Genomic DNA, 18,771 nt, shown 5'->3' with positions numbered 1-18,771 from the left:
GTCTGTGAGGGGGAAATCTAAGGTCAGCCTAACGAGGGCGCTCAGGCCCCAGCTAAGCATTAAGCCATGCAGAGTAATATTTCCTGGCCTTCGCCAGCTTCGGGTTGATGATCACCTGGCAGTACCCCTGGTCGGGGTATTTCGCGTAGTAGTCCTGGTGGAAATCCTCGGCCACATGGAAGACCGGAAGCCGGCTCACTTCGGTGACAATCGGGTTCGACCACAGCTCCTGGTTCCGGTCGATCGCTTCCTCAAACAGGATCTTCTCTTCGGTGGTCTCATAGAACATGGAGGACCGGTACTGGGTGCCGACGTCGTAACCCTGGCGGTTTAACGTGGTCGGATCGTGCAGGGCGAAGAACATGTCGAGGATGACCTCGGCCGGGATGATGTCCTCGTCAAAGGTCACGGCCACCACCTCGGCGTGGCCGGTGGTGCCTGAGCAGACTGAGTAGTAATCGGGGTTGCGGTCATGGCCTCCGGTGTAGCCGGAAACTACCGAGCTCACACCCTTGGTCTTTTGGTAGACGGCGTCGAGGCACCAGAAGCAGCCTCCGCCGAGGACGAAAGTTCTCATGTCCTGTTCAATGGACGAACCCGCCGGATCATTCCCGAACCCGGCATTTCCCGCGTCCTCATGACTCCGCGCTGGGACGTCCCGGCCGCCGGATAGGGTAAAAATGAGGTTATGGAACCTGAGAACACCGACGTTTCAGCGCAGCCTTCCGACGCCGAGAGTTCCGGTGCGGCCGCCACGCTGGGCATGATCCTGCTGGCCGTCGAGGAACTCTGGCCCGAATCTCTCGCCGAGTCATGGGACGAGGTGGGCCTGGTTGCCGGGCACCCGTCGGCAGAGGTATCCAAGATCCTTTTCGCCGTGGACCCCAGCCTCGAAGTCATCGAGGAAGCCGTCGACTGGGGCGCGGACCTGCTGATCACCCACCACCCCCTGTTGCTTAAAGGCGTCACGTCCGTGGCGGCCAACACCCCCAAGGGCAAGGCGGTGCACCGCCTGATCGAGACTGGTACAGCGCTGCTGACCGTCCACACGAACGGTGATTCCGCCGTCGGGGGAGTCTCCGATGTGCTCGCCGACGCCCTCGGCCTGCAGGACGTAATGCCACTGACCCCTGCGGCGGACGGTCTTCCCGAGGAAGGGATCGGCCGGGTCGGGGACCTTGCCGACGTCCAGACGCTGGGGGACTTTGCCGCCCGGGTCTTCGGCATCCTGCCGTCCGTGGCCGGCGGGGTGCGGGTGTCCGGTGACCGGGACGGCCTGGTCCGCCGGGTTGCCCTGTGCGGGGGAGCCGGGGACTCGCTGTTCAACGAGGTCCGTGCGAGCAACGCCGATGTTTACCTGACCGCGGACCTGCGCCACCATCCGGCGTCCGAGGCCCGCGAAGCGGCCGTCAATGACCGGCCGTACCTGATCGATGTCTCGCACTTCGCCAGCGAGTGGCTGTGGCTGCCGGCGGCCGCGGATGCGCTCGGGAACGTCCTGGCTGACCAAGGGCACGACATCGAAATCCGGGTCAGCACCACCAACAGCGACCCGTGGGACTTCATCCTGACTCCCGACTAGGCGATAGAGTCTAGGAAGCGCCACTACGGTGCCCGGCTCCGGCCGGTAAGTGAACACGCGGAGGAAATAGTGGCCAAGGCAGCACCGGCGGAACAGATGAAGTTGCTCGAACTGCAGGGACTCGACGCCAAGCTCAAGTCTCTGTCGAACCGCCGCCGCAGCCTTGAAAGCGACTCCCGGATCACCGACCTTGAGGCGGCCCTCAGCATCGCCATGGGCGAGCTCGGTGCCGCAAAGGTAGCCGTCCACGACGCCGAACTGGAACTCAAGCGGGCCGAGGCCGACGTCGAACAGGTCGCCTCCCGCATCGAACGCGACGAGGCCCGGCTCAACAGCGGCACCGGGCTGTCGAAGGACCTGGTGGCCCTGCAGCGGGACATCGCCTCCCTGAACAAACGCCGTTCGGACCTTGAGGACGTCGAACTCGAAGTCCTGGAGCGGCTGGATGCACTGCGCCTCCGCCAGGCCGCACAGCAACAGATCGTCGACGACATCCAGGGCTCGTTCGGCAGCATCCGCGCCGAACTGGACGAGCAACTGGCCGAGGTCGCGGCCGAAACCACCGTGGTGCGCGGCCAGCGTGCCGAGTTCGCGGACGGACTGGATGCGGCAATGCTCGCGGTCTACGACAAAACCCTCGCCAAGCGCGGAGTCGGCGCCGCCCGGCTCTTCCACGGCACCTCGGAGGGATCCGGCATGCAGCTGAGCCCCGGCGACCTCGCGGAGATCAAGGCCGCTGCCGAGGACGACATTGTTTTCTGCCCCGACTCCGGCTGCATCCTGGTCCGCTCCGCCGAGTGGGCCTAGCCGGCGCAGGTCAGGACTAGCCGGGCAGAATGAGGTTCAGGGTGTGCGGCTTGCGGGCCGTGCCCCCCACCAGCTCCGCGGACCACTTCTCGGCGGCTGCCTGCTGCAGTTGCGCCGGAGTCTGCGGCGCCTTGCCGCGCCGGGCCAGCAAGTGCCGGGCCAGTTCGCCACGGGTGTGCTTGGCGAAGTGGCTAACCACTTTGCGGACCCCGTCCACCTCCGTGAAGACGTTCACGGCCACGGTCTGCTCCGGCGGGGGTGCCCACGCCGCGGTGTAGGTGCTGGAGCGGCAGTCAACAATGAGCTCGTCCGCCGTTTCGGCGGCCAGCGCCGCCGTGAGCTGCGGCTTCCAGAACGAAGCGAGGCGTCCGACGTCGGGGAGGGCAGTGCCCATCGACAGCCGGTAGGCCGGGACCCGGTCCGCGAACCGGATGGCGCCCCAGAGCGCGGAAATCACCACCACCGACTCATCGGCTTTCTGGCGCTGCCGCGGAGTCAGAGAGCGGTAGCCCAGAGCGTCGTACAAAACTCCGGAGTACACCCGGTGCGCCGGGGCCGCCGGCTCGGCGTGCAGCCGGGTGTTGCGTTCGACGTCGGCCGTCAGCGAGGCGCCGACCCCCAGCAGCGCGAGGGCGTCGTGGTGGGCGCTGACCGTACCGAGCGCTTCGAGGACGCGCGCCCGGTGGGCATTCAGGGCGGGGAAGCTGAGCGAGTCCGGGTCGACGGGGGCGCCTCCGGTTGCGGGGGTCTTACCTTCGGACGGGGGCAGCAGAATCAGCACCGTACGATCCTACCGGCGGGCGGGTGCCGGTCAGGCGACCGTGGGCGCGGTCAGGCTACCTTGGGCGGCGCGGCCGGGATAGGGGTTGGTGCGTGCGCCGGGGCGACGGCGGGGGCCTGGAGCTGTGCGGCAGCCCCGGCCGCCCGGGTCTCCCGGGCCAGGAACGCGGAGAGTTCGCCGATGGTGCTCATCAGCGGGGCAGGGAAGACCACCGTGGAGTTCTTGTCGACGGCGATTTCCACGAGGGACTGTAGATTCCGCAGCTGCAGCGCCAGCGGGTGGGCCATCATCATGTCCGAGGCTTCCCCGAGGGCTGCCGCCGCGATTGCCTCGCCCTCGGCGGCGATGATTTTGGCCCGCTTCTCCCGCTCCGCCTCGGCCTGCCGGGCCATGGCGCGCTTCATACTCTCCGGCAGCTGGATGTCCTTGAGCTCCACGAGCGTCACTTCGACGCCCCACTCCAGCGTCAGGGCGTCCAGGATCTCGCGGATATCGCTGTTGATGTGCTCGGTCTCCGAGAGTGTCTGGTCGAGGCTGTGCCGGCCAACAACCTTCCGCAGCGTGGTCTGCGCGATCTGGTTGATGGCGGCGGCCACGTTCTCGATCGCCACGACCGACTTCACGGCATCGATCACGCGGTAATAGGCGACGGCGGAGATGTCCACGCTGACGTTGTCCTGCGTGATGATGCCCTGGGACTGGATCGGCATGGTCACAATCCGGAGGCTGACCAGCTGGAGGCGGTCGATCACCGGAATGATCAGCCGCAGGCCCGGCATACGGACCCCGATGACCCGGCCCAGCCGGAAAAGCACGCCTTGCTCGTACTGGCGGACAATCCGGATCGACATCCGGGCCGCGGCGACCAGCAGCACCGCGATAAGAAGCCATACGACGATTGCGGTCAGACCCATCCGGATCGCTTCCTTTATCTGACGGGATTGCTGCTTCAATTCTCCCACCGGCGGGGCGAAAAGGCGCCGGTCAGGCCGGCCGCCGGGGGACCCGTAGAATGTACTGCGGATGGGTTGACCAGGCGGCCGCGCGCCTTGCAAGTGGCTCGAGGAACGTCCGGGCTCCGCAGGGCAGGGTGGTGGGTAACGCCCACTCGGGGTAACCCGCAGGCCAGTGCCACAGAGAACAGACCGCCTGTACCGCGCCGTGTCCGCACGGCGGGGGAGCAGGTAAGGGTGAAACGGTGGTGTAAGAGACCACCAGCTTCCCGGGTGACCGGGAAGGCTAGGTAAACCCCACCCGGAGCAAGGCCAGACAGGACACGTTTGAGGGCTGCCCGCCCGAGTGTCCGGGTAGGCTGCTGGAGGGCGTCGGCAACGGCGTCCGTAGATGGATGGCCGCTACTCCCGCGCCGGTAACAGCGCGGGAACACAGAACCCGGCGTATCGGTCAACCCATCCCACCCAACGAAAAAGGGCTGGCACCATCTGGTGCCAGCCCTTCTCGTTTAAGGCGTTAGGAGTGGATTAGGCCTTCGCCTTCCGCTTCACCCAGCCCCACGCCGCCGTGGCGACGAACAGGACCAGGCCGATGATGGCCAGCCAGATCAGGCCCTTAACGACGAAGCCCAGGATCGAGAGGATAAGCCAGATGACAAGTAGTGCAACGATGAGTCCCATCTGGACATCCTATGTCATGCGCCGCGCGGTGGCGTGTGAGTGATTTCACGCTTCCCCCGGCCCGCACTTCCGCATACGAGGACGTATGTGGTGGATTTTAGGAAGGTAGTTCTGTGAGCCAGACGTCAGATTCTTGTCTTGATACGTGGATGGGCCGGGAGGCGCTCGCCGAGGCCATGATTCCGGTCATCGGCCGGCTGTACCGCGAGAACAACGTGGTGACCTCCATCCACGGTCGGAGCCTGATCAACAAGTCCACCATGAACATCCTGAAGGCGCACCGCTTCGCCCGCCGGATGAGCAAGGAGGAGCTGCGCCTCGAAGAGACGGCCCCGCTCCTTGACGCCCTCACCCAGCTGGACCTCGGCGCCGCAGCGATCGACATCGCCCGCCTGACCGAGAAGTACCGTGCCGAGGGCGACGGCGTCAGCCTCGACGAATTCCTCCGGGCCGAGCTCGCAGACGTCGTCGGTAAGCGCGGCGGCGATGACCGCACCAGCACCGACGTCGTCCTCTACGGCTTCGGCCGTATCGGCCGGCTCCTGGCCCGCCTCCTGATCGAAAAGGCCGGTGGCGGTCACGGGCTGCGCCTGCGCGCGATCGTGGTGCGCCGCGGCTCGGACAACGACCTCACCAAGCGCGCCAGCCTGCTGCGCCGCGACTCGGTCCACGGTTCCTTCGAAGGCACCATCAAGGTGGACCTCGAGAACGACACCATCACGGCCAACGGCGTCCAGATCCAGGTCATCTACTCGGACAACCCGGCCACCGTGGACTACACCGCCTACGGCATCCACGACGCACTGGTGGTTGACAACACCGGCCGCTGGCGCGACGCGGAGGGCCTGTCGCAGCACCTCCAGAGCAAGGGTGCGGCCCGCGTCCTCCTCACGGCGCCCGGCAAGGGCGAACTGAAGAACATCGTGCACGGCATCAACCACGCCACGATTACCGACTCGGACACGATCGTCTCCGCGGCGTCCTGCACCACCAACGCCATCACCCCGGTGCTGAAGGCCATCAACGACCGCTACGGCGTGGTGCACGGGCACGTGGAAACGGTTCACTCGTTCACCAACGACCAGAACCTGATCGACAACTTCCACAAGGGTGACCGCCGCGGCCGCTCCGCCGCGCTGAACATGGTCATCACCGAAACCGGTGCGGCCAAGGCCGTGGCCAAGGCCCTGCCCGAACTCCTCGGCAAGCTCACCGGCAGCTCCATCCGCGTCCCCACCCCGGATGTGTCGCTGGCCATCCTGAACCTGAGCCTCGAAAACGGCACCACCAAGGATGAGGTCAACGACTACCTCCGGGAGATGTCGCTGCACTCCGAGCTGCGCAAGCAGATCGACTACATCGATTCCCCCGAGGTGGTCTCCACCGACTTCGTCGGCTCCCGCCGCGCAGGCATCGTCGACGGCCTGGCCACCATCTCCAACGAAAAGAACCTCGTGCTGTACGTCTGGTACGACAACGAGTTCGGCTACAGCTGCCAGGTTGTCCGCGTGATGGAGGAAATGGCCGGCGTGAACCCGCCGTCGTTCCCGGCCAAGGATGCCGTGGCCACGCTTGAGGCCGCCGGCCTTCCGGTCGAGGTCGGATAACTCCTTTTGGTGACTTTCCCGGCCGGTCGCTGGAATCGGCCGGGAAAGGGAACCACAATGGAGCCATGGAACAGAACTCGGCTGTGGAGCACGAAACCACCCTGGAACACGCCCTCGACATTGCGCGGGGCAACGCCAAGGAAGCCAAGCGCCTCCTTGACGACGCCCGCGCCAAGCGCGAGGCGGGAGAGGTCGACGACGCGCGGGTGCACCAACTCGAAGCTCTGCTGAACGTCGCCGAGGAAGACCTCCGCCGGGTCACCAAGGAGCAGTAAGGGCAGTCGGCCCACCGGCCGCGACCGGCGGGGGCCCGCCCCGCGACTTGTCCCGCACACTGTGGACAACCGGGCCGACGTCGGCGCTCCTGCCTAGGCTGGGCGGGTGCAGCAACCCTACCTACAGGCGGTCCGTCGGTGACCGCCACGTGGCTCGGCTACCGGCTGGCCCGGCGCCGGTCCCGGCAGGCCTGGGCGCTGCTCGCCGCTGCCGTGCTGGCCATCCTTGGAACGCTTGCCTGGTTCTTCACCGCCGGGCAGTTCGACCTCGCCGAGCCGCGGTCCGCCGGACCCACCGAGGCGCCCGTGCTTGCACCGGGCTGGATGAAGGCCGTGGCATCCGTTGCGGCAGTGCCCGCCGGCCGCGCCGCGGACGTACTGGAGTCCCTCCCGGTCAGGGACCGGGCCGCCGCCGACAACTACGACAGGACCGCTTTCGGCCAGGCCTGGCTCGACGTCGACCGCAACGGCTGCGATACCCGCAATGACATCCTGCGCCGCGACCTGGCCGGTGCCCGTTTCACCGATGGATCACGCTGCCGGATCGGGACGGGATCCTTCCTGGAGCCCTACACGGGACGCACGGTGGTATTCCAGCGCGGAGCCGCCTCCAGCAAAGCCGTGCAAATCGACCACGTCGTGGCACTCGGGGACGCATGGCAGAAGGGCGCCCAGCTGCTGAGCCCCGAGCAGCGGCAGCATCTTGCGAACGATCCACTGAACCTGATCGCGGTGGACGGCCAGGCCAATCAGGACAAAAGCGCTTCCGATGCCGCCACCTGGCTGCCGCCAAACAGAGCGTTCCGCTGCCACTACGTAGCCCGGCAAATCTCGGTCAAAGCTGCCTACGCCCTGTGGGTGTCACCGGCCGAAAAGGAGGCGATGAAGCGGGTTCTCGATGGCTGTCCGGCCCAGCAAAGCATTGTCCCGCGCTGACCGGAGTCACCCCTGTTCCGCAGCTCATTGACAGCCGTGCTCCGCGGGTCTACGACTGGGAATGTCAGGTGCGGCCCACGATTCGAGGAGCAGGAAATGGCTTACGGAGTTGTGCACTTTTTCCCCGGGGGGACCAAAGAACAGTACGAGGCCTCCATCGCCGCGGTTCACCCGGGCGAAGGCCAGTTGCCCGAAGGGCAGATCTTCCACGCCGGCGGCGAGTCGGCGGGCGGCTGGACAATCATGGCGGTCCACGATTCAAAAGAAAGCTGGGAGAAATTCCGTGACGGCACCCTGATGCCGGCAATGCAGGCAGGCATCCAGGGCGGATTCGCGGCGCCGCCGGAGGAGACCGTGGTTGACCTGTATAAAGTGCTGCCTTAGCCGGCCGCCTCAGCCAAGCACGGAGAATGCGCACCAGGCGGCAACCAGCAGGACCATCACCAGCATCGGGACGTTCCATCCCGAGATCACGGTGGCGTTTGCGGAAGCCGCTCCGGTGTGACCGGCCCCCGGGTCAACGATACCGGACGCCTGCCGTGCGTCGTGCCAGGCACGTACGATCGCGTCCCGGCTTTCCGGGGCCGGGGACTGGCTCATTCGTTCGTTGGATGGGAGCATCCCTGGGGGACGCTCCTTCCAGTCCCGGGCCTGGTTGAATCCGGCGCCGAAGGCGCTGGGCGGCGTTGGGGCACCCCAGCTGACGTATTTCCTGCCGGCCGCTTTCACGGTCACTGTGTAACGGACCTCGACGTCGTCCACGGCGGCGAAGGGGATGCGGTGCCGGCGGAGGCCGTTGAGCAGTTCAAACGCGCCGGCGTCGATGATCAGGCGGGGCTGCCACTGCGTCAGGTAGACCAGCAATGAGGCTGCCGCCAGCCACGGAGCTGCTGCCGCGGCCGGGCCACTCTTCCCGTCGGCCAGGAGCCAGCCGACGGCGAGCACGCTTCCGGCCCACACGGCCAGCGCGACGTACCGTCCGGACGGCTCTTTGAAGCTGCGCCGCACCGGACCTGACAATGTTCTGGTTTCCCCCATGCGCCCATCATGCCAGCGGTGCGGGGATTTCGGACCTAAGCGCCGACGGCTTGGGCGGCGAGTTCACTTTCCAGCCGCTCGACGTCGTCCCGGCGGCAGAGCTCCGTGGCCCGGGTCATGACGGTCGCGCTTCCGGCGGCAACGGCGGAGCGGAACGCCTCGGCCGGTCCGCGGCCCTGGGCCAGACGAGCCGTCGGACACCAGGGCCATGGCCGCATCCAGTTCGCCCTGTTGGCCCTCCAGCTCCGTCCCGAAGTGCAGCCCGAGCTCCCGCCGGCTGGGTTTGACCAGGAATACGCCTTCGGCCAGTGCCGCGGCCAGGGCCGGTCCGGACGCATCCACCACACAGCGCGCTCCCTGCTCGCGGGCCAGCCTCGATATCTCAGCGTAGAAGGTGTGCGGCACCCCGGGTGGAAGGCTCCCGCTGGCCACGACGTAGCCGCCCGGCTGGATCGAGTCGGCCACCAGTGCCAGGCACAGCCGCCATTCGGGTTCGCTCAACTCCGGCCCCTGCAGGACGAAGCGGAACTGTTTCCCGCTGGAGGTCTCATCGACCGTGAAGTCCTGGCGGGTGCTGCCCAGGACGGGGACCACCAGGGACGGCAGCCGTTCCGCCTCGATCAGCCGCCGGTATGCCTCGCCGGTGGGCCCGCCCGCGGTGTAGACCGCCAGCGGCCGGCCGCCGAGGCGTTGGATCACGCGGGCCACGTTGACCCCGCCGCCCCCGGGGTCGAGGCGGCTGGGCCCGCACCGGAGCTTGTGGCCGCTGGAGACTACGTCGGTGGTGGTGCTGACATCGAGGGCCGGGTTGATCGTGACAGTGAGGATAGGTTGCGCCGGCGTTGAGGCTTCCATGGGCCCAGCATAGGAGCAGTCCGACGGCGTGTCCCCGGGCCGGTATCCCCTTGTGGGCACCCGGTCGCTCCGCAAGACTGGGCGCGACGGGCCCGGGGCGCGAGGGGGCCCGAGAGGGACGGTGACCCGTCACGACCGAGGCGGGATGCATGGCACACACCAAAGGCGGCAACGGCAAGACTGGCAACGGCAAGACCGACGCCGGTAAGGCCGGCCCGGATACCGCGCCCGCGCACCCGGGACGGGCGCCGCGGCGTCCGGCCCGCCTGCCGCTGGAAGTCTACGAAGCCGAACTCGCCCGGCTGCAGGCCGAGCTGGTCGCGCTGCAGGAATGGGTCCGCAGCACCGGGGCGCGGGTGCTGGTGATATTCGAGGGCCGGGATGCCGCCGGTAAGGGCAGCGCCATCAAACGGGTCACCGAGTACCTGAACCCCCGCGTCGCGAGGATCGTTGCGCTCCCGGCACCCACCGAAAGGGAGCGCGGCGAATGGTATTTCCAGCGCTACGTGGAGCACCTCCCGGCCGCGGGGGAAATAGTGCTGATGGACCGGTCCTGGTACAACCGCGCCGGCGTCGAGCGCGTTATGGGGTTTTGCACACCGGCGGAGCACAAACGGTTTATGGCCCAGTGCCCTGTGTTCGAGCGCCTGCTGATCCAGGACGGCATCCTGATGTTCAAGTACTGGTTCTCCATCAGCCACGCCGAACAGGAACGGCGCTTTAAATCCCGGCTGGAAGACCCGCTGCGGCAGTGGAAGCTCTCACCCATGGACAGGGAGGCCATCCTGCGCTGGGAGGACTATTCGCGGGCCAAGGACGACATGTTCGTTCAGACTGATACCGCCGAATCACCCTGGTTCGTGGTGGAAGCCGAGGACAAGCGCCGGGCCAGGATCAACATGATCGCGCACCTGCTGGCAAGCATCGACTACGTCGAGGTCCGGTCGGAGCCGGTCACCCTGCCGGCGAGGCCCCGTGCCGTGAACTACACCCGGCCGCCGCGGGACCTCTTCCGCTACGTTCCGGACCATGCCGCAAGCCTACAGAAGCCGGCCGGCCGGGAAGCCACGCCGCCGGGATAAACCCCACCGGCAGGAACCCCGGCCCGCCGTCAGTGGCCGAAGGGGTCGGGATCCACGCCCGGCATCCAGGTCAAGCCCGGGACACCCCAGCCGCTCTTCTTGGCCTGCTTCATGGCCTTGCGGGAGTAGCGGTCGATCAGCCGGTTGACGTACAGCTTCCCGTCGAGGTGGTCGAATTCGTGCTGGATCACGCGCGCGAACCAGCCGGTGGCTTCAAATTCCAGCGGGTTGCCGTCGCCGTCGAAGCCCTGCACCCGCGCCCACTCGGCACGCTTGAGCGGGTAGTGGCCGCCGGGGAAGGACAGGCACCCTTCCTCTTCCTCATCCGGGTCCGGCAGTGCGCCTGAGACCTTGGAGAGCGTCAGCACCGGATTGACGACGACGCCGGCCGGCGGGGCGCCGTCGTCGTTGGCGTATTTGTAAACAAAGAGCCGCTTCCCCACACCGATCTGGGGTGCGGCGAGGCCCACACCGTTGGCGGCGTCGTTGGTTTCGAACATGTCCGCGATCAGGGTGCGGAGTTCGTCGTCGAAGACCTCAACCTCGGCGGCGCGCCGGTGCAGGACGGGCTCGCCCCAGATCGTGATGGGAAGGACTGTCATATCGGGTGGTTCCTTTGGTGCGGTTGGCGGCGCGGGTCAGTCGGCGATGGTGCGGCCGACGACGTCGCGCATGATCTCGTTGGTGCCGCCGAAGATGGTCAGCAGGCGGGCGGCGAGGTATGCCTGCGCCACGGGGTATTCCAGGATGTAACCGTAGCCGCCGTGCAACTGCAGGCACCGGTCGGTGACGGACTTGGCCCGTTCGGAGGCCCAGAGCTTGGCACGGGCGGCCGATGCGGCGTCCAGCTCGCCGGCGTTGAACGCCTGGACCGCCCGGTCCACGTACCCCTCGGTCACCTCGACCTCGGTGAGGAGGTCCGCCAGCTCGAAGCGGCTGTTCTGGAAATCGATGATGCGCTCGCCGAAGGCGTTGCGGTCCTTGGTGTAGGTCACCGTTGCCTCGTAAACAGCGCGGGCGACGGCGGAACTGGCGACGGCGATGGCCAGCCGGCCCTGAGGGAGCTGTTCGGCCGCGTACTGCAGGCCCTTGCCCTCCTCACCGACGAGATCCGCTTGCGGCACCCGGACGTTGTCGAAGAACAGTTCGGCGGTGTCGGAGGCTTTCAGCCCCATCTTGTCCAGCTGGCGGCCCGCGGTGTAGCCCTCACCCTTGCGCACCATAAAGAGCGAGAAGGCGTCGCGGCCACCCCGGCCGGATCCGCCGTCGGTGCGGGCCAGGACCAGGGACGCGTCCCCGGAGACGCCGTTGCCGATGAAGGTCTTCTGGCCGGTGATCAGCCAGTCGTCGCCGTCGCGCACGGCCTTGGTCCGGATACCCCGCAGGTCCGACCCGGCCCCGGGCTCGGTCCAGGCCACCGAAGTGATGGTCTCACCGGAAACCATGCCCGGTAGCCAGCGCGACTTCAGGTCATCCGAGCCGTAGGCCAGCAGGTGGGGGAGGACCATGTCATCGTGCAAGTGGAAGGCCAGCCCGACCGCGAGGTGGTTGCTCTTGGCGAATTCCTCGTCCAAGACCGCGCGGAAGCGGTAGTCGGACATGCCCAGCCCGCCGAACTCCTCGGGAACGGCGAGGCCCAGCAGGCCCTGTTCGCCGGCTGCGGTCCACAGCGAGCGGGGCATGATGTGGTCCTGATCCCACTGGCTGTAATGCGGGGCCACTGCCCGGGCGTTGAACTCCGCCGCCATCTCACGGAACATCTCGTGGTCTTCTTCAAAGAGCTGGCGCTGCATCGCGGTTCCTTCCGTGCACGGTCAACACTGGACAGATAACAAGTGGCAGGCAGCCCGGCAAACAGCAAAGGCCGCACCGGATAACCGGTGCGGCCTTTGGCAAGGTCGGACAATTCTGCCGTCCTTGGTGAGGGTGAGCGACGGGGGTTGAACCCGCGACCTCCTGGACCACAACCAGGCGCTCTGCCAACTGAGCTACGCCCACCATGTGCCGGTCAAACCTTCCGGCGGACCGGCGTCTGAAAAGGCAACGACAAATAGCTTACCTGCTGTTCGGGGGTGGTTTTGCCACTTTCGGCGAATTTGCCGAAATTTTCCCCAAACGTGGTGGAGATTACTCCGCCGATGCGTTTGCCGGGGTGTCCGCGGGGGTCTCGGCGGGGGCCATGACGGACTTGGCGATCCGCTGCGCCGTCGCGCTGTCCGGCCCGGGAGCCGGGACGAAGACCGCCTCCCGGTAGTAGCGGAGCTCGTCGATCGAGTCCTTGATGTCGCCAAGGGCGCGGTGGCCGCCCATTTTGGCGGGGGACTGGAAGTACGCCCGGGCGTACCAGCGCCGGGAGAGTTCCTTGATGGTGCTGACATCGATCACGCGGTAGTGCAGGTGCTCCACCAGTTCCGGCATGTCGCGGACCAGGAACACCCGGTCTGTGCCCACGGAGTTGCCGCCCAGCGGGGCCTTTTTGGGATCCGGGACCCACTTTTTGATGTACTCCAGCACCAGCTCCTGGGCTTCGGCCATGGTTTTGCCGTGCGGCAGCTCCGCCAGCAGCCCGGAGCGGGTGTGCATGTCGCGCACGAAGTCGTTCATTTGGGCCAGCGCGGCGTCGTCCGGTTTGATCACGACGTCGACGCCGTCGCCGAGGATGTTCAGCTCCGAGTCCGTCACCAGCGCCGCCACCTCGATGAGGGCGTCGTTCTTGGAGTCCAGGCCGGTCATTTCGCAGTCGATCCACACGATGCGTTCATTAGATATAGGCACCCGCCCAGCCTACCGTTCCGCCGCCGCAGAGAGGTCCGGTGCTAGGCTTTCGAATACGCGGCCGTCGAAAAACTTCGTCATCGCGGCTTGCCCCATGGCCGGATTTCCGGACCATCTGCGGGGATCAAAGCAGCCCACAACAGATTGGACGATCCTGAGATGACGGCGCCTGTACCTGCGGCGGGGAAGACAGCCGCCGGTGCATCCCGCACCGCTACCGAGGCGGTGGCCGCGGACGTGGACAATGCCCGGTCGCCGATCCTGGCCGGGTTCGTGGGCTCCGTCTTTATGGCCATTGGTTCCCTCGGCGTCGGCTGGCTCGCGCCGGTCTCCGAGCTGCGCCGCCTGCCGCTGTTTATCTGGATGCGTACCGAGGCTGTCGGCGTCGGGCTCAGCATTGTGCTCCTGGCCGTCGGCGGCATGCTGCTGGTCCGTGCCTGGCTGCGGCTGGGGCAGCGGGTACGCACCTGGGGCACAGGTGCGCGGAAGGCAACGCTGCTGGCCGTGACCGCGTGGGGGCTGCCCATGATGGTTTCCGTTCCTTTGTTCAGCCGGGACGTCTACGCCTACATCGGCCAGGGCCGGCTGATGGTGGAGGGGTTCAACCCGTACGAGAACGGCATCTCGGCGCTGTCCAACTATTTCCAGCTGGGCGCGGACAAGATGTGGACTGAGGCGCCTGTGCCCTATGGGCAGCTGTTTCTCTGGATCGAGCAGTTTGTTGTCTGGTCCACCAACGTGCAGCCCGAGGCGAGCATCATGCTGTTCCGCCTCGCCGCCCTGGTCGGCATTGTCCTGTGCATGATCTACGTGCCCAAACTTGCAGTACTCCACGGCGTGAACCCGCACCGCGCCCTCTGGCTCACCGCGGCCAACCCGCTGTTCCTGACCAACTTCATCGCCAGCGTGCACAACGACGCCCTGATGATCGGACTCGCCCTGGCGGGGCTCTACTACTGCGCGACCAAGCGGGTACCGCTCGGCCTGGTGCTGGTGGTGCTCTCCATCTCCGTCAAGCCCATCACCATTGTCTTCCTGCCGTTCATCGGCCTCCTGTGGGCAGGAAAGAACGCCAACTGGCCCCGCAAGTTCGTCTTCTGGGCGCTGACTGCAGGTCTCAGCCTCGGCATGCTCTACGCGATGAGCCTGGTGAACGGCTTCGGCTTCGGCTGGATCAACGGGCTCTCCGCCCCGGGCAGCATCTGGATCTGGTACGCCCCGGTGGGCCTGCTCGGGCTGATCGTCGCCTCGATCTTCAACGCCTTCAGCCTCGACGGCTGGGGGATCGCCAAGTGGGTCTACGACGCCGGAAAGCTGCTGGCGCTGGGAATCGTCGGCTGGCAGATCTTCCGCGGCGACTTCGACCGCCTGATGCGCCGCCTGACCCTCGCCTTCGCCGCCGTCGTCTTCCTGGCGCCGATGATCCAGTCCTGGTACGTCGTCTGGCTCATCCCGCTTTTCGCGGTCACCGGCATCCGGGACGACTGGCAGGTCAAAGCGGTGTACTTTATGGTCTCGTTCTTTATGGTCTACGCCATCTCGGACCAGTTGGAGGTCTTCCCCTACCTGCAGACCGACGATCTCGGCCTGGCCTTGGCGCTCGCCCGCAACGCGGCAGCGATCATCGCCCTGCTTTTCGCCCTCTATCTGATCTTCCTCGACCCTAAGACGAAGCAGCTGTTCAGCAAGCCCTCGGAACCTGTCACTACCCGGCCGGTCATCTGATCTTGCGCAGCGCGCGCCTCCCTGCGCGACAGCGGGCTTAGGCGTCCTCTGTGGTGCTGCACGAAGCCGCGCACCGGTCGATCGCCGCATAACGTTCCTCGCGCCGTCGTGCCTGGCGCCATAACGTGGGGGCGGTCTCCTGCAGCTCGGCCAGCGAAGCGGGCGGGAACGGCCTGGCGGCATCCTTGACGGTTCTGCGGAGCGCTGGCACCCGGACGCCGAACCATGGCATCTCTGACTTCAGAAACTGTTGCGCCGCCGCGGCCCGCACCGGATCCGACGCCGCACTGAAGGGCCGGACGGACGGCAGCAATCAGGTCGGCGTTCGCCATGCGTCCGCGCCTGTCATCCTGATGAGCTCAGCGGCCCGAGCTTTGGCCTGCAAGGCGCTTGCGCTGCCGGTGCGTGGCCACCCGGAGCTGGATGATCCGCGCCGCTCCGGCAATAGCCACCAGGATCCCGCCGCCGACCGCGGCGATAAACAGGGCCACACCCAGCGGGACCGATCCCTCAAGGCCGAAGAACCGCACCTGGACATAGGCCTGGTTCTGCAGGATAAAGACGATCAGGAGGACCAGCACCACCAGGGCGGCGGCGACGGCGGTCCAGACCATTCCGGCCCGGGTCACCCTGTGTGGCTCCGGGCGGCCGGTGCCGTTTCCCGGCGTGCTGGTGTCCGGCGAGGGCCGTCGGTCGACAGCGAGTGGGTCGGCGGCGAGTGGGTCCGCCGGGGCGCCGACCGCCGGATCGGTGCCCACTGCGGCGCGGTCAGCCGCATCAACCTGCCCCGGCGATCCGCCGGGAGCGACTTGTGTCACCGGGGGAGCGGAGGGCACGTCGTAGGGATCCTGGGAGTCCTGGGAATCAAATCCGCGGGGCGTCTGCGTCATGGTGGCCGTACCTTTCGGTTGCGGGCGGGCCGCGAGGAAATTCACAGCGGCCCCTTCTGTCACCACAATACTAAGCCTGCTTAGGGCTTCGGGGCAGGTCCAGCCAGCCGCGCGGTTTGCCGGTGGCGCCTGCTGGCGGGAATCCAGGCTGTTGGCAGCGCGCCATGGACGGTATAGCGTCACTGCCAAGGGATGCCCGGAGCGTGCGGGTCAGCGGAGGAGGCACTGCCGTGACCATCGTCGATAACGCGGTGTATGTGGACGGATACCGGACCGCTGATCCGGAGGATCTGGATGAGACGTATTTCGTCCTGCGGCAGCGGCAGGGGATGGCGTGGATCGGGCTCTACCGCCCCGATGCTGCGGAACTCCGCTCGGTGGCGGACGAGTTCGACCTGAACCATCTGGCTGTCGAGGACGCCCTGGCCGGCCACCAGCGCGCCAAACTCGAACACTACGGCGACACCAACTTCCTCGTCCTCCGGCCCGCCCGGTACCTGGACGACGTGGAGAAGGTCCAGTTCGGCGAGATCCACGTCTTTACCGGCCCGGACTTCGTCGTTACTGTGCGCCGGGCTGAATCACCGGACCTGGCGCGGGTCCGCCGCCGGATGGAATCCCAGCCGGAGTTCCTGGCGCTCGGTCCGGATGCTGTGCTGTACGCCATCGTGGACCAGGTGGTCGACGAGTATGAACCGGTCGCCGCCGGGCTGGAGAACGACGTCGACGAGATTGAAGACGATCTTTTCGCCGCCGACCCCGGTGTTTCCCGGCGGATCTACGAACTCTCACGGCAGGTCATCATGTTTCAGCGGGCGACGGCGCCGCTGGCCGCGATCCTGCAGTCGCTCCGCGCGGGCAGTCCCGATCGCGTACCTGAGACCGAATTGCAGGATCATTTTCGGGACGTCCTGGACCACGTCCTGCGGTTGGGCGAACGTATCGCCGCGTTCCGTGCCTTGCTGCAGAACGCGCTCGCCGTCAACGCCGCGCTGGTGGCGCAGCGGCAAAACGATGAAATGCGGCTGCTGACCGAATCGAGCATCGCGCAGAACGAACAAACAAAGCGGATCTCCTCCTGGGCAGCAATCCTCTTCGCCCCGACGCTGATTGCCTCCATCTACGGGATGAACTTCCGTCTGATGCCCGAACTGGACTGGTATTTCGGCTATCCGATGGCCCTGGGCCTGATGCTCCTGATGGGCGGAATCCTTTACCTGACGTTCAGGCACAACAAGTGGATCTGACGGCGGCGTAGCCCGGGCCGGCGTCGCGCCCGCACTTTGCTTGGTGCCCCGGCGAAAAAATGCGGTCCTGGACCGCGGATGACCGCGACCAGGACCGCACGTTGCGCCCCAGGAGGGAATCGAACCCCCGACCGGCGGATTAGAAGGCCGCTGCTCTATCCCCTGAGCTACTGGGGCACTTACGGCTTGGCCGGCTGCTGCCGGATACGCCTCAAGAAGTTTACAGTGCCGGGCGCACCCCGCCGGCCGGGCCGCGCACCGGGCCGCGCACTGGCCGCCTGCCGGCTCTGTCCGGCTTTGTCCCTGCGCCACGGGTTTTCCACATAGCGGGTGATGACCCTGCCGCCGCCGCTGGCCTGGCGCGAAGCTGGAACTGCCTGCAAGGGCAGGACCATTCCAGACAGGACTATGGGAGAGAGGACAACGTAATGAATGACAGCATCACCGTCCGCGGCTTCGTTGCCACGGAGATCAAGAGTTCGACGACGCCGGGCGGGGTTGCCACCGCCTCCTTCAGGCTGGGCTCCACGGAGCGCCGGTTCGACCGCTCAGCCAACGCCTGGGTGGACGGCAACACCAACTGGTTCACGGTTCAGGGCTATCGCCAGCTCGCCGGAAACATGGGCTGCAGCATCAGGAAAGGCCAACGGGTCATCATCGTGGGACGGCTCAAGATGCGCAGCTGGGAGAAGGAAGGGCGGATCCACCATGTGGCCGAAATCGACGCGGAGTCCGTTGGCCACGACCTGATGTGGGGCTCGGCCAACTTCACCCGCACGGCAGGCGCCGGCCCCATGCCGGGCCAGGACGCGGCAGTCCAGGAACGCCCGGGCGGCGACGACGCCGGTCACGACGCAGACTCCGATGCCGATTCAGGCGCCGGAGGGAGCGGGGGCGACGACCTGGACTTTGACGCCGAGACGGGCGAAGTGCGGGAGGCCGCCGCCTAAGCAGAACGGGCCTGCACCCGTGGCAGAATTGCCGCGTGAGACGAGCCGGAACAAGCCTGGGACAGCGCTCGCTCCTCCCTGCGTTTGGGGCGTGCCTGCTGTTGCTCGCTGCGGTCCCGGGTTGCTCGCCGGCCATAGGCGGCTCCGGGGCCGGGGAACCAGCCGGCACTGCGCCCGCGGCCCAAGTCCCGTCGCAGCCAGGGCCGTCGTCCCCAACCCCGTCATCGTCCACAACCCCAGGCCCCGCTGTGACCGCGGCCGCGGCGCGAGTCCAGACGGTGCTGGCGCAGCTGGCGTCCGGAAACAGCAGACCCCAAACAGAGCAAATACGGGCTGCCCTCACCGGGGCCGGTTTCCCGGCCGGCGACCTCGAGGTGACGGCGAGCCGTACTCCCACCGGACTCGACGCCGACGCCGTGGAAGCGGCGGTCCGGCGGGGGCGGGAGTGCATTGTTGCGCAGCTTCGAAATGGCGGGGTAACTGTGGCGGTACTCCCGGTCCTCGCCGATGGCCGGTGCTTCGCGGGTTCGCCGGTCTAGGGCCGCTTCCTGCGGCCGGCAGGCCGGTGCCCCGATGACAGGGACGAA

At 66.8% G+C, this 18,771-nt stretch carries 22 protein-coding genes, 2 tRNA genes and 1 other RNA gene; 12 read left to right on the top strand and 13 right to left on the bottom strand.

The features are described 5' to 3' along the window. Nucleotides 1-52 precede the first annotated feature (52 nt). On the bottom strand, nt 53-577 hold the full coding sequence (gene msrA / locus AC1DBE_RS03005) for a peptide-methionine (S)-S-oxide reductase MsrA (RefSeq protein WP_476903290.1): 525 nt from the start codon (nt 575-577) through the stop codon (nt 53-55). A gap of 111 nt (nt 578-688) precedes the next feature. On the opposite strand from msrA, the gene AC1DBE_RS03000 reads away from it, so the two are divergent. Beyond that, on the top strand, nt 689-1,582 hold the full coding sequence (locus tag AC1DBE_RS03000) for a Nif3-like dinuclear metal center hexameric protein (protein WP_476969551.1): 894 nt from the start codon (nt 689-691) through the stop codon (nt 1,580-1,582). 69 nt (nt 1,583-1,651) lie between these two features. Next, nucleotides 1,652-2,389 carry a zinc ribbon domain-containing protein gene (locus tag AC1DBE_RS02995; RefSeq protein WP_476879911.1) on the top strand — a complete coding sequence of 246 codons (738 nt, stop codon included), beginning with the start codon at nt 1,652-1,654 and terminating at the stop codon, nt 2,387-2,389. A 16-nt stretch (nt 2,390-2,405) separates the two neighbouring features. Here AC1DBE_RS02995 and AC1DBE_RS02990 read toward each other — a convergent pair whose 3' ends face one another. After that, the gene (locus tag AC1DBE_RS02990) at nt 2,406-3,170 is read right to left on the bottom strand and encodes a YaaA family protein (protein WP_476879910.1); all 765 of its coding nucleotides are present in this window, start codon (nt 3,168-3,170) and stop codon (nt 2,406-2,408) included. A gap of 50 nt (nt 3,171-3,220) precedes the next feature. Further along, a complete protein-coding gene (locus AC1DBE_RS02985) occupies nt 3,221-4,084 on the bottom strand; it encodes an SPFH domain-containing protein (RefSeq protein ID WP_476879909.1) in 864 nt (287 codons plus the stop codon). Nucleotides 4,085-4,194: 110 nt separating this feature from the next. Here AC1DBE_RS02985 and rnpB point away from each other — a divergent pair. After that, nucleotides 4,195-4,586: RNase P RNA component class A (gene rnpB / locus AC1DBE_RS02980), an RNA gene on the top strand. A 65-nt stretch (nt 4,587-4,651) separates the two neighbouring features. Here the strand turns inward: rnpB and AC1DBE_RS02975 are convergent. Beyond that, nucleotides 4,652-4,804, bottom strand: a complete 153-nt coding sequence (locus AC1DBE_RS02975) for an LPXTG cell wall anchor domain-containing protein (RefSeq protein ID WP_138769055.1) — start codon at nt 4,802-4,804, stop codon at nt 4,652-4,654. 113 nt (nt 4,805-4,917) lie between these two features. On the opposite strand from AC1DBE_RS02975, the gene AC1DBE_RS02970 reads away from it, so the two are divergent. The 4 genes from AC1DBE_RS02970 to AC1DBE_RS02955 all read left to right on the top strand — a co-directional run bounded on the left by AC1DBE_RS02970 (nt 4,918) and on the right by AC1DBE_RS02955 (nt 8,006). After that, nucleotides 4,918-6,411, top strand: a complete 1,494-nt coding sequence (locus AC1DBE_RS02970) for a glyceraldehyde-3-phosphate dehydrogenase (protein ID WP_476903291.1) — start codon at nt 4,918-4,920, stop codon at nt 6,409-6,411. Between the two features lie 65 nt (nt 6,412-6,476). Then, nucleotides 6,477-6,686, top strand: a complete 210-nt coding sequence (locus AC1DBE_RS02965; RefSeq protein ID WP_476878766.1) for a hypothetical protein — start codon at nt 6,477-6,479, stop codon at nt 6,684-6,686. A gap of 138 nt (nt 6,687-6,824) precedes the next feature. Continuing rightward, on the top strand, nt 6,825-7,622 hold the full coding sequence (locus tag AC1DBE_RS02960) for an HNH endonuclease family protein (protein WP_476878765.1): 798 nt from the start codon (nt 6,825-6,827) through the stop codon (nt 7,620-7,622). A 96-nt stretch (nt 7,623-7,718) separates the two neighbouring features. Next, complete coding sequence (locus tag AC1DBE_RS02955; protein WP_476903292.1) at nt 7,719-8,006, top strand: hypothetical protein; 288 nt, start codon at nt 7,719-7,721, stop codon at nt 8,004-8,006. A gap of 9 nt (nt 8,007-8,015) precedes the next feature. On the opposite strand, the gene AC1DBE_RS02950 is transcribed toward AC1DBE_RS02955, so the two are convergent. Together AC1DBE_RS02950 and AC1DBE_RS02945 are read right to left on the bottom strand one after the other, a co-directional pair. Next, nucleotides 8,016-8,660: a hypothetical protein gene (locus AC1DBE_RS02950; RefSeq protein ID WP_476878763.1), complete on the bottom strand. Its 645-nt coding sequence runs from the start codon at nt 8,658-8,660 to the stop codon at nt 8,016-8,018. A 63-nt stretch (nt 8,661-8,723) separates the two neighbouring features. After that, a complete protein-coding gene (locus AC1DBE_RS02945) occupies nt 8,724-9,515 on the bottom strand; it encodes a 1-phosphofructokinase family hexose kinase (RefSeq protein WP_476878762.1) in 792 nt (263 codons plus the stop codon). A 149-nt stretch (nt 9,516-9,664) separates the two neighbouring features. Between AC1DBE_RS02945 and ppk2 the strand changes: the two genes are divergently transcribed. Beyond that, nucleotides 9,665-10,597, top strand: a complete 933-nt coding sequence (ppk2, locus tag AC1DBE_RS02940; protein ID WP_476969550.1) for a polyphosphate kinase 2 — start codon at nt 9,665-9,667, stop codon at nt 10,595-10,597. A 29-nt stretch (nt 10,598-10,626) separates the two neighbouring features. Here the strand turns inward: ppk2 and def are convergent, their stop codons facing one another. The 4 genes from def to orn all read right to left on the bottom strand — a co-directional run bounded on the left by def (nt 10,627) and on the right by orn (nt 13,372). Continuing rightward, nucleotides 10,627-11,199, bottom strand: a complete 573-nt coding sequence (gene def / locus AC1DBE_RS02935; RefSeq protein WP_476878760.1) for a peptide deformylase — start codon at nt 11,197-11,199, stop codon at nt 10,627-10,629. Between the two features lie 36 nt (nt 11,200-11,235). Beyond that, nucleotides 11,236-12,390, bottom strand: coding sequence for an acyl-CoA dehydrogenase family protein (locus AC1DBE_RS02930; RefSeq protein WP_476969549.1), 1,155 nt, complete (start codon nt 12,388-12,390; stop codon nt 11,236-11,238). Nucleotides 12,391-12,522: 132 nt separating this feature from the next. Next, nucleotides 12,523-12,595 (bottom strand) — tRNA-His (locus AC1DBE_RS02925). Between the two features lie 129 nt (nt 12,596-12,724). Then, entirely contained in the window at nt 12,725-13,372 is a 648-nt protein-coding gene (gene orn, locus AC1DBE_RS02920) for an oligoribonuclease (protein WP_476969548.1), read from the bottom strand. Between the two features lie 159 nt (nt 13,373-13,531). Between orn and mptB the strand changes: the two genes are divergently transcribed. Further along, nucleotides 13,532-15,097 carry a polyprenol phosphomannose-dependent alpha 1,6 mannosyltransferase MptB gene (gene mptB, locus AC1DBE_RS02915; protein ID WP_476969547.1) on the top strand — a complete coding sequence of 522 codons (1,566 nt, stop codon included), beginning with the start codon at nt 13,532-13,534 and terminating at the stop codon, nt 15,095-15,097. A gap of 37 nt (nt 15,098-15,134) precedes the next feature. Here the strand turns inward: mptB and AC1DBE_RS02910 are convergent, their stop codons facing one another. Then, on the bottom strand, nt 15,135-15,329 hold the full coding sequence (locus AC1DBE_RS02910) for a DNA alkylation repair protein (protein ID WP_476969546.1): 195 nt from the start codon (nt 15,327-15,329) through the stop codon (nt 15,135-15,137). A gap of 127 nt (nt 15,330-15,456) precedes the next feature. Then, entirely contained in the window at nt 15,457-15,987 is a 531-nt protein-coding gene (locus AC1DBE_RS02905; protein ID WP_476969545.1) for a LapA family protein, read from the bottom strand. Between the two features lie 230 nt (nt 15,988-16,217). On the opposite strand from AC1DBE_RS02905, the gene AC1DBE_RS02900 reads away from it, so the two are divergent. After that, on the top strand, nt 16,218-17,234 hold the full coding sequence (locus AC1DBE_RS02900; protein WP_476969544.1) for a magnesium and cobalt transport protein CorA: 1,017 nt from the start codon (nt 16,218-16,220) through the stop codon (nt 17,232-17,234). Between the two features lie 104 nt (nt 17,235-17,338). Here the strand turns inward: AC1DBE_RS02900 and AC1DBE_RS02895 are convergent. Then, nucleotides 17,339-17,411 (bottom strand) — tRNA-Arg (locus AC1DBE_RS02895). 251 nt (nt 17,412-17,662) lie between these two features. On the opposite strand from AC1DBE_RS02895, the gene AC1DBE_RS02890 reads away from it, so the two are divergent. Beyond that, nucleotides 17,663-18,184 carry a single-stranded DNA-binding protein gene (locus tag AC1DBE_RS02890; protein WP_476969543.1) on the top strand — a complete coding sequence of 174 codons (522 nt, stop codon included), beginning with the start codon at nt 17,663-17,665 and terminating at the stop codon, nt 18,182-18,184. Between the two features lie 248 nt (nt 18,185-18,432). Continuing rightward, nucleotides 18,433-18,723, top strand: coding sequence for a DUF6993 domain-containing protein (locus AC1DBE_RS02885; protein ID WP_476969542.1), 291 nt, complete (start codon nt 18,433-18,435; stop codon nt 18,721-18,723). Nucleotides 18,724-18,771: the final 48 nt, after the last annotated feature.

This window comes from Arthrobacter sp. 10T416, from assembly GCF_056394165.1.
The sequence above is the reverse complement of the archived record's forward strand: the minus strand, read 5'-3'. Positions and strand labels throughout refer to the sequence as shown.

Excerpts from the sequence above, each read along its gene's own strand:
- msrA (WP_476903290.1), bottom strand. The coding sequence starts at position 577 with ATGAGAACTTTCGTCCTCGGCGGAGGCTGCTTCTGGTGCCTCGACGCC.
- AC1DBE_RS03000 (WP_476969551.1), top strand. The coding sequence starts at position 689 with ATGGAACCTGAGAACACCGACGTTTCAGCGCAGCCTTCCGACGCCGAG.
- AC1DBE_RS02985 (WP_476879909.1), bottom strand. The coding sequence starts at position 4,084 with ATGGGTCTGACCGCAATCGTCGTATGGCTTCTTATCGCGGTGCTGCTG.
- AC1DBE_RS02975 (WP_138769055.1), bottom strand. The coding sequence starts at position 4,804 with ATGGGACTCATCGTTGCACTACTTGTCATCTGGCTTATCCTCTCGATC.
- AC1DBE_RS02965 (WP_476878766.1), top strand. The coding sequence starts at position 6,477 with ATGGAACAGAACTCGGCTGTGGAGCACGAAACCACCCTGGAACACGCC.
- AC1DBE_RS02955 (WP_476903292.1), top strand. The coding sequence starts at position 7,719 with ATGGCTTACGGAGTTGTGCACTTTTTCCCCGGGGGGACCAAAGAACAG.
- AC1DBE_RS02950 (WP_476878763.1), bottom strand. The coding sequence starts at position 8,660 with ATGGGGGAAACCAGAACATTGTCAGGTCCGGTGCGGCGCAGCTTCAAA.
- AC1DBE_RS02945 (WP_476878762.1), bottom strand. The coding sequence starts at position 9,515 with ATGGAAGCCTCAACGCCGGCGCAACCTATCCTCACTGTCACGATCAAC.
- ppk2 (WP_476969550.1), top strand. The coding sequence starts at position 9,665 with ATGGCACACACCAAAGGCGGCAACGGCAAGACTGGCAACGGCAAGACC.
- def (WP_476878760.1), bottom strand. The coding sequence starts at position 11,199 with ATGACAGTCCTTCCCATCACGATCTGGGGCGAGCCCGTCCTGCACCGG.
- AC1DBE_RS02930 (WP_476969549.1), bottom strand. The coding sequence starts at position 12,390 with ATGCAGCGCCAGCTCTTTGAAGAAGACCACGAGATGTTCCGTGAGATG.
- mptB (WP_476969547.1), top strand. The coding sequence starts at position 13,532 with ATGACGGCGCCTGTACCTGCGGCGGGGAAGACAGCCGCCGGTGCATCC.
- AC1DBE_RS02910 (WP_476969546.1), bottom strand. The coding sequence starts at position 15,329 with ATGCCATGGTTCGGCGTCCGGGTGCCAGCGCTCCGCAGAACCGTCAAG.
- AC1DBE_RS02905 (WP_476969545.1), bottom strand. The coding sequence starts at position 15,987 with ATGACGCAGACGCCCCGCGGATTTGATTCCCAGGACTCCCAGGATCCC.
- AC1DBE_RS02890 (WP_476969543.1), top strand. The coding sequence starts at position 17,663 with ATGAATGACAGCATCACCGTCCGCGGCTTCGTTGCCACGGAGATCAAG.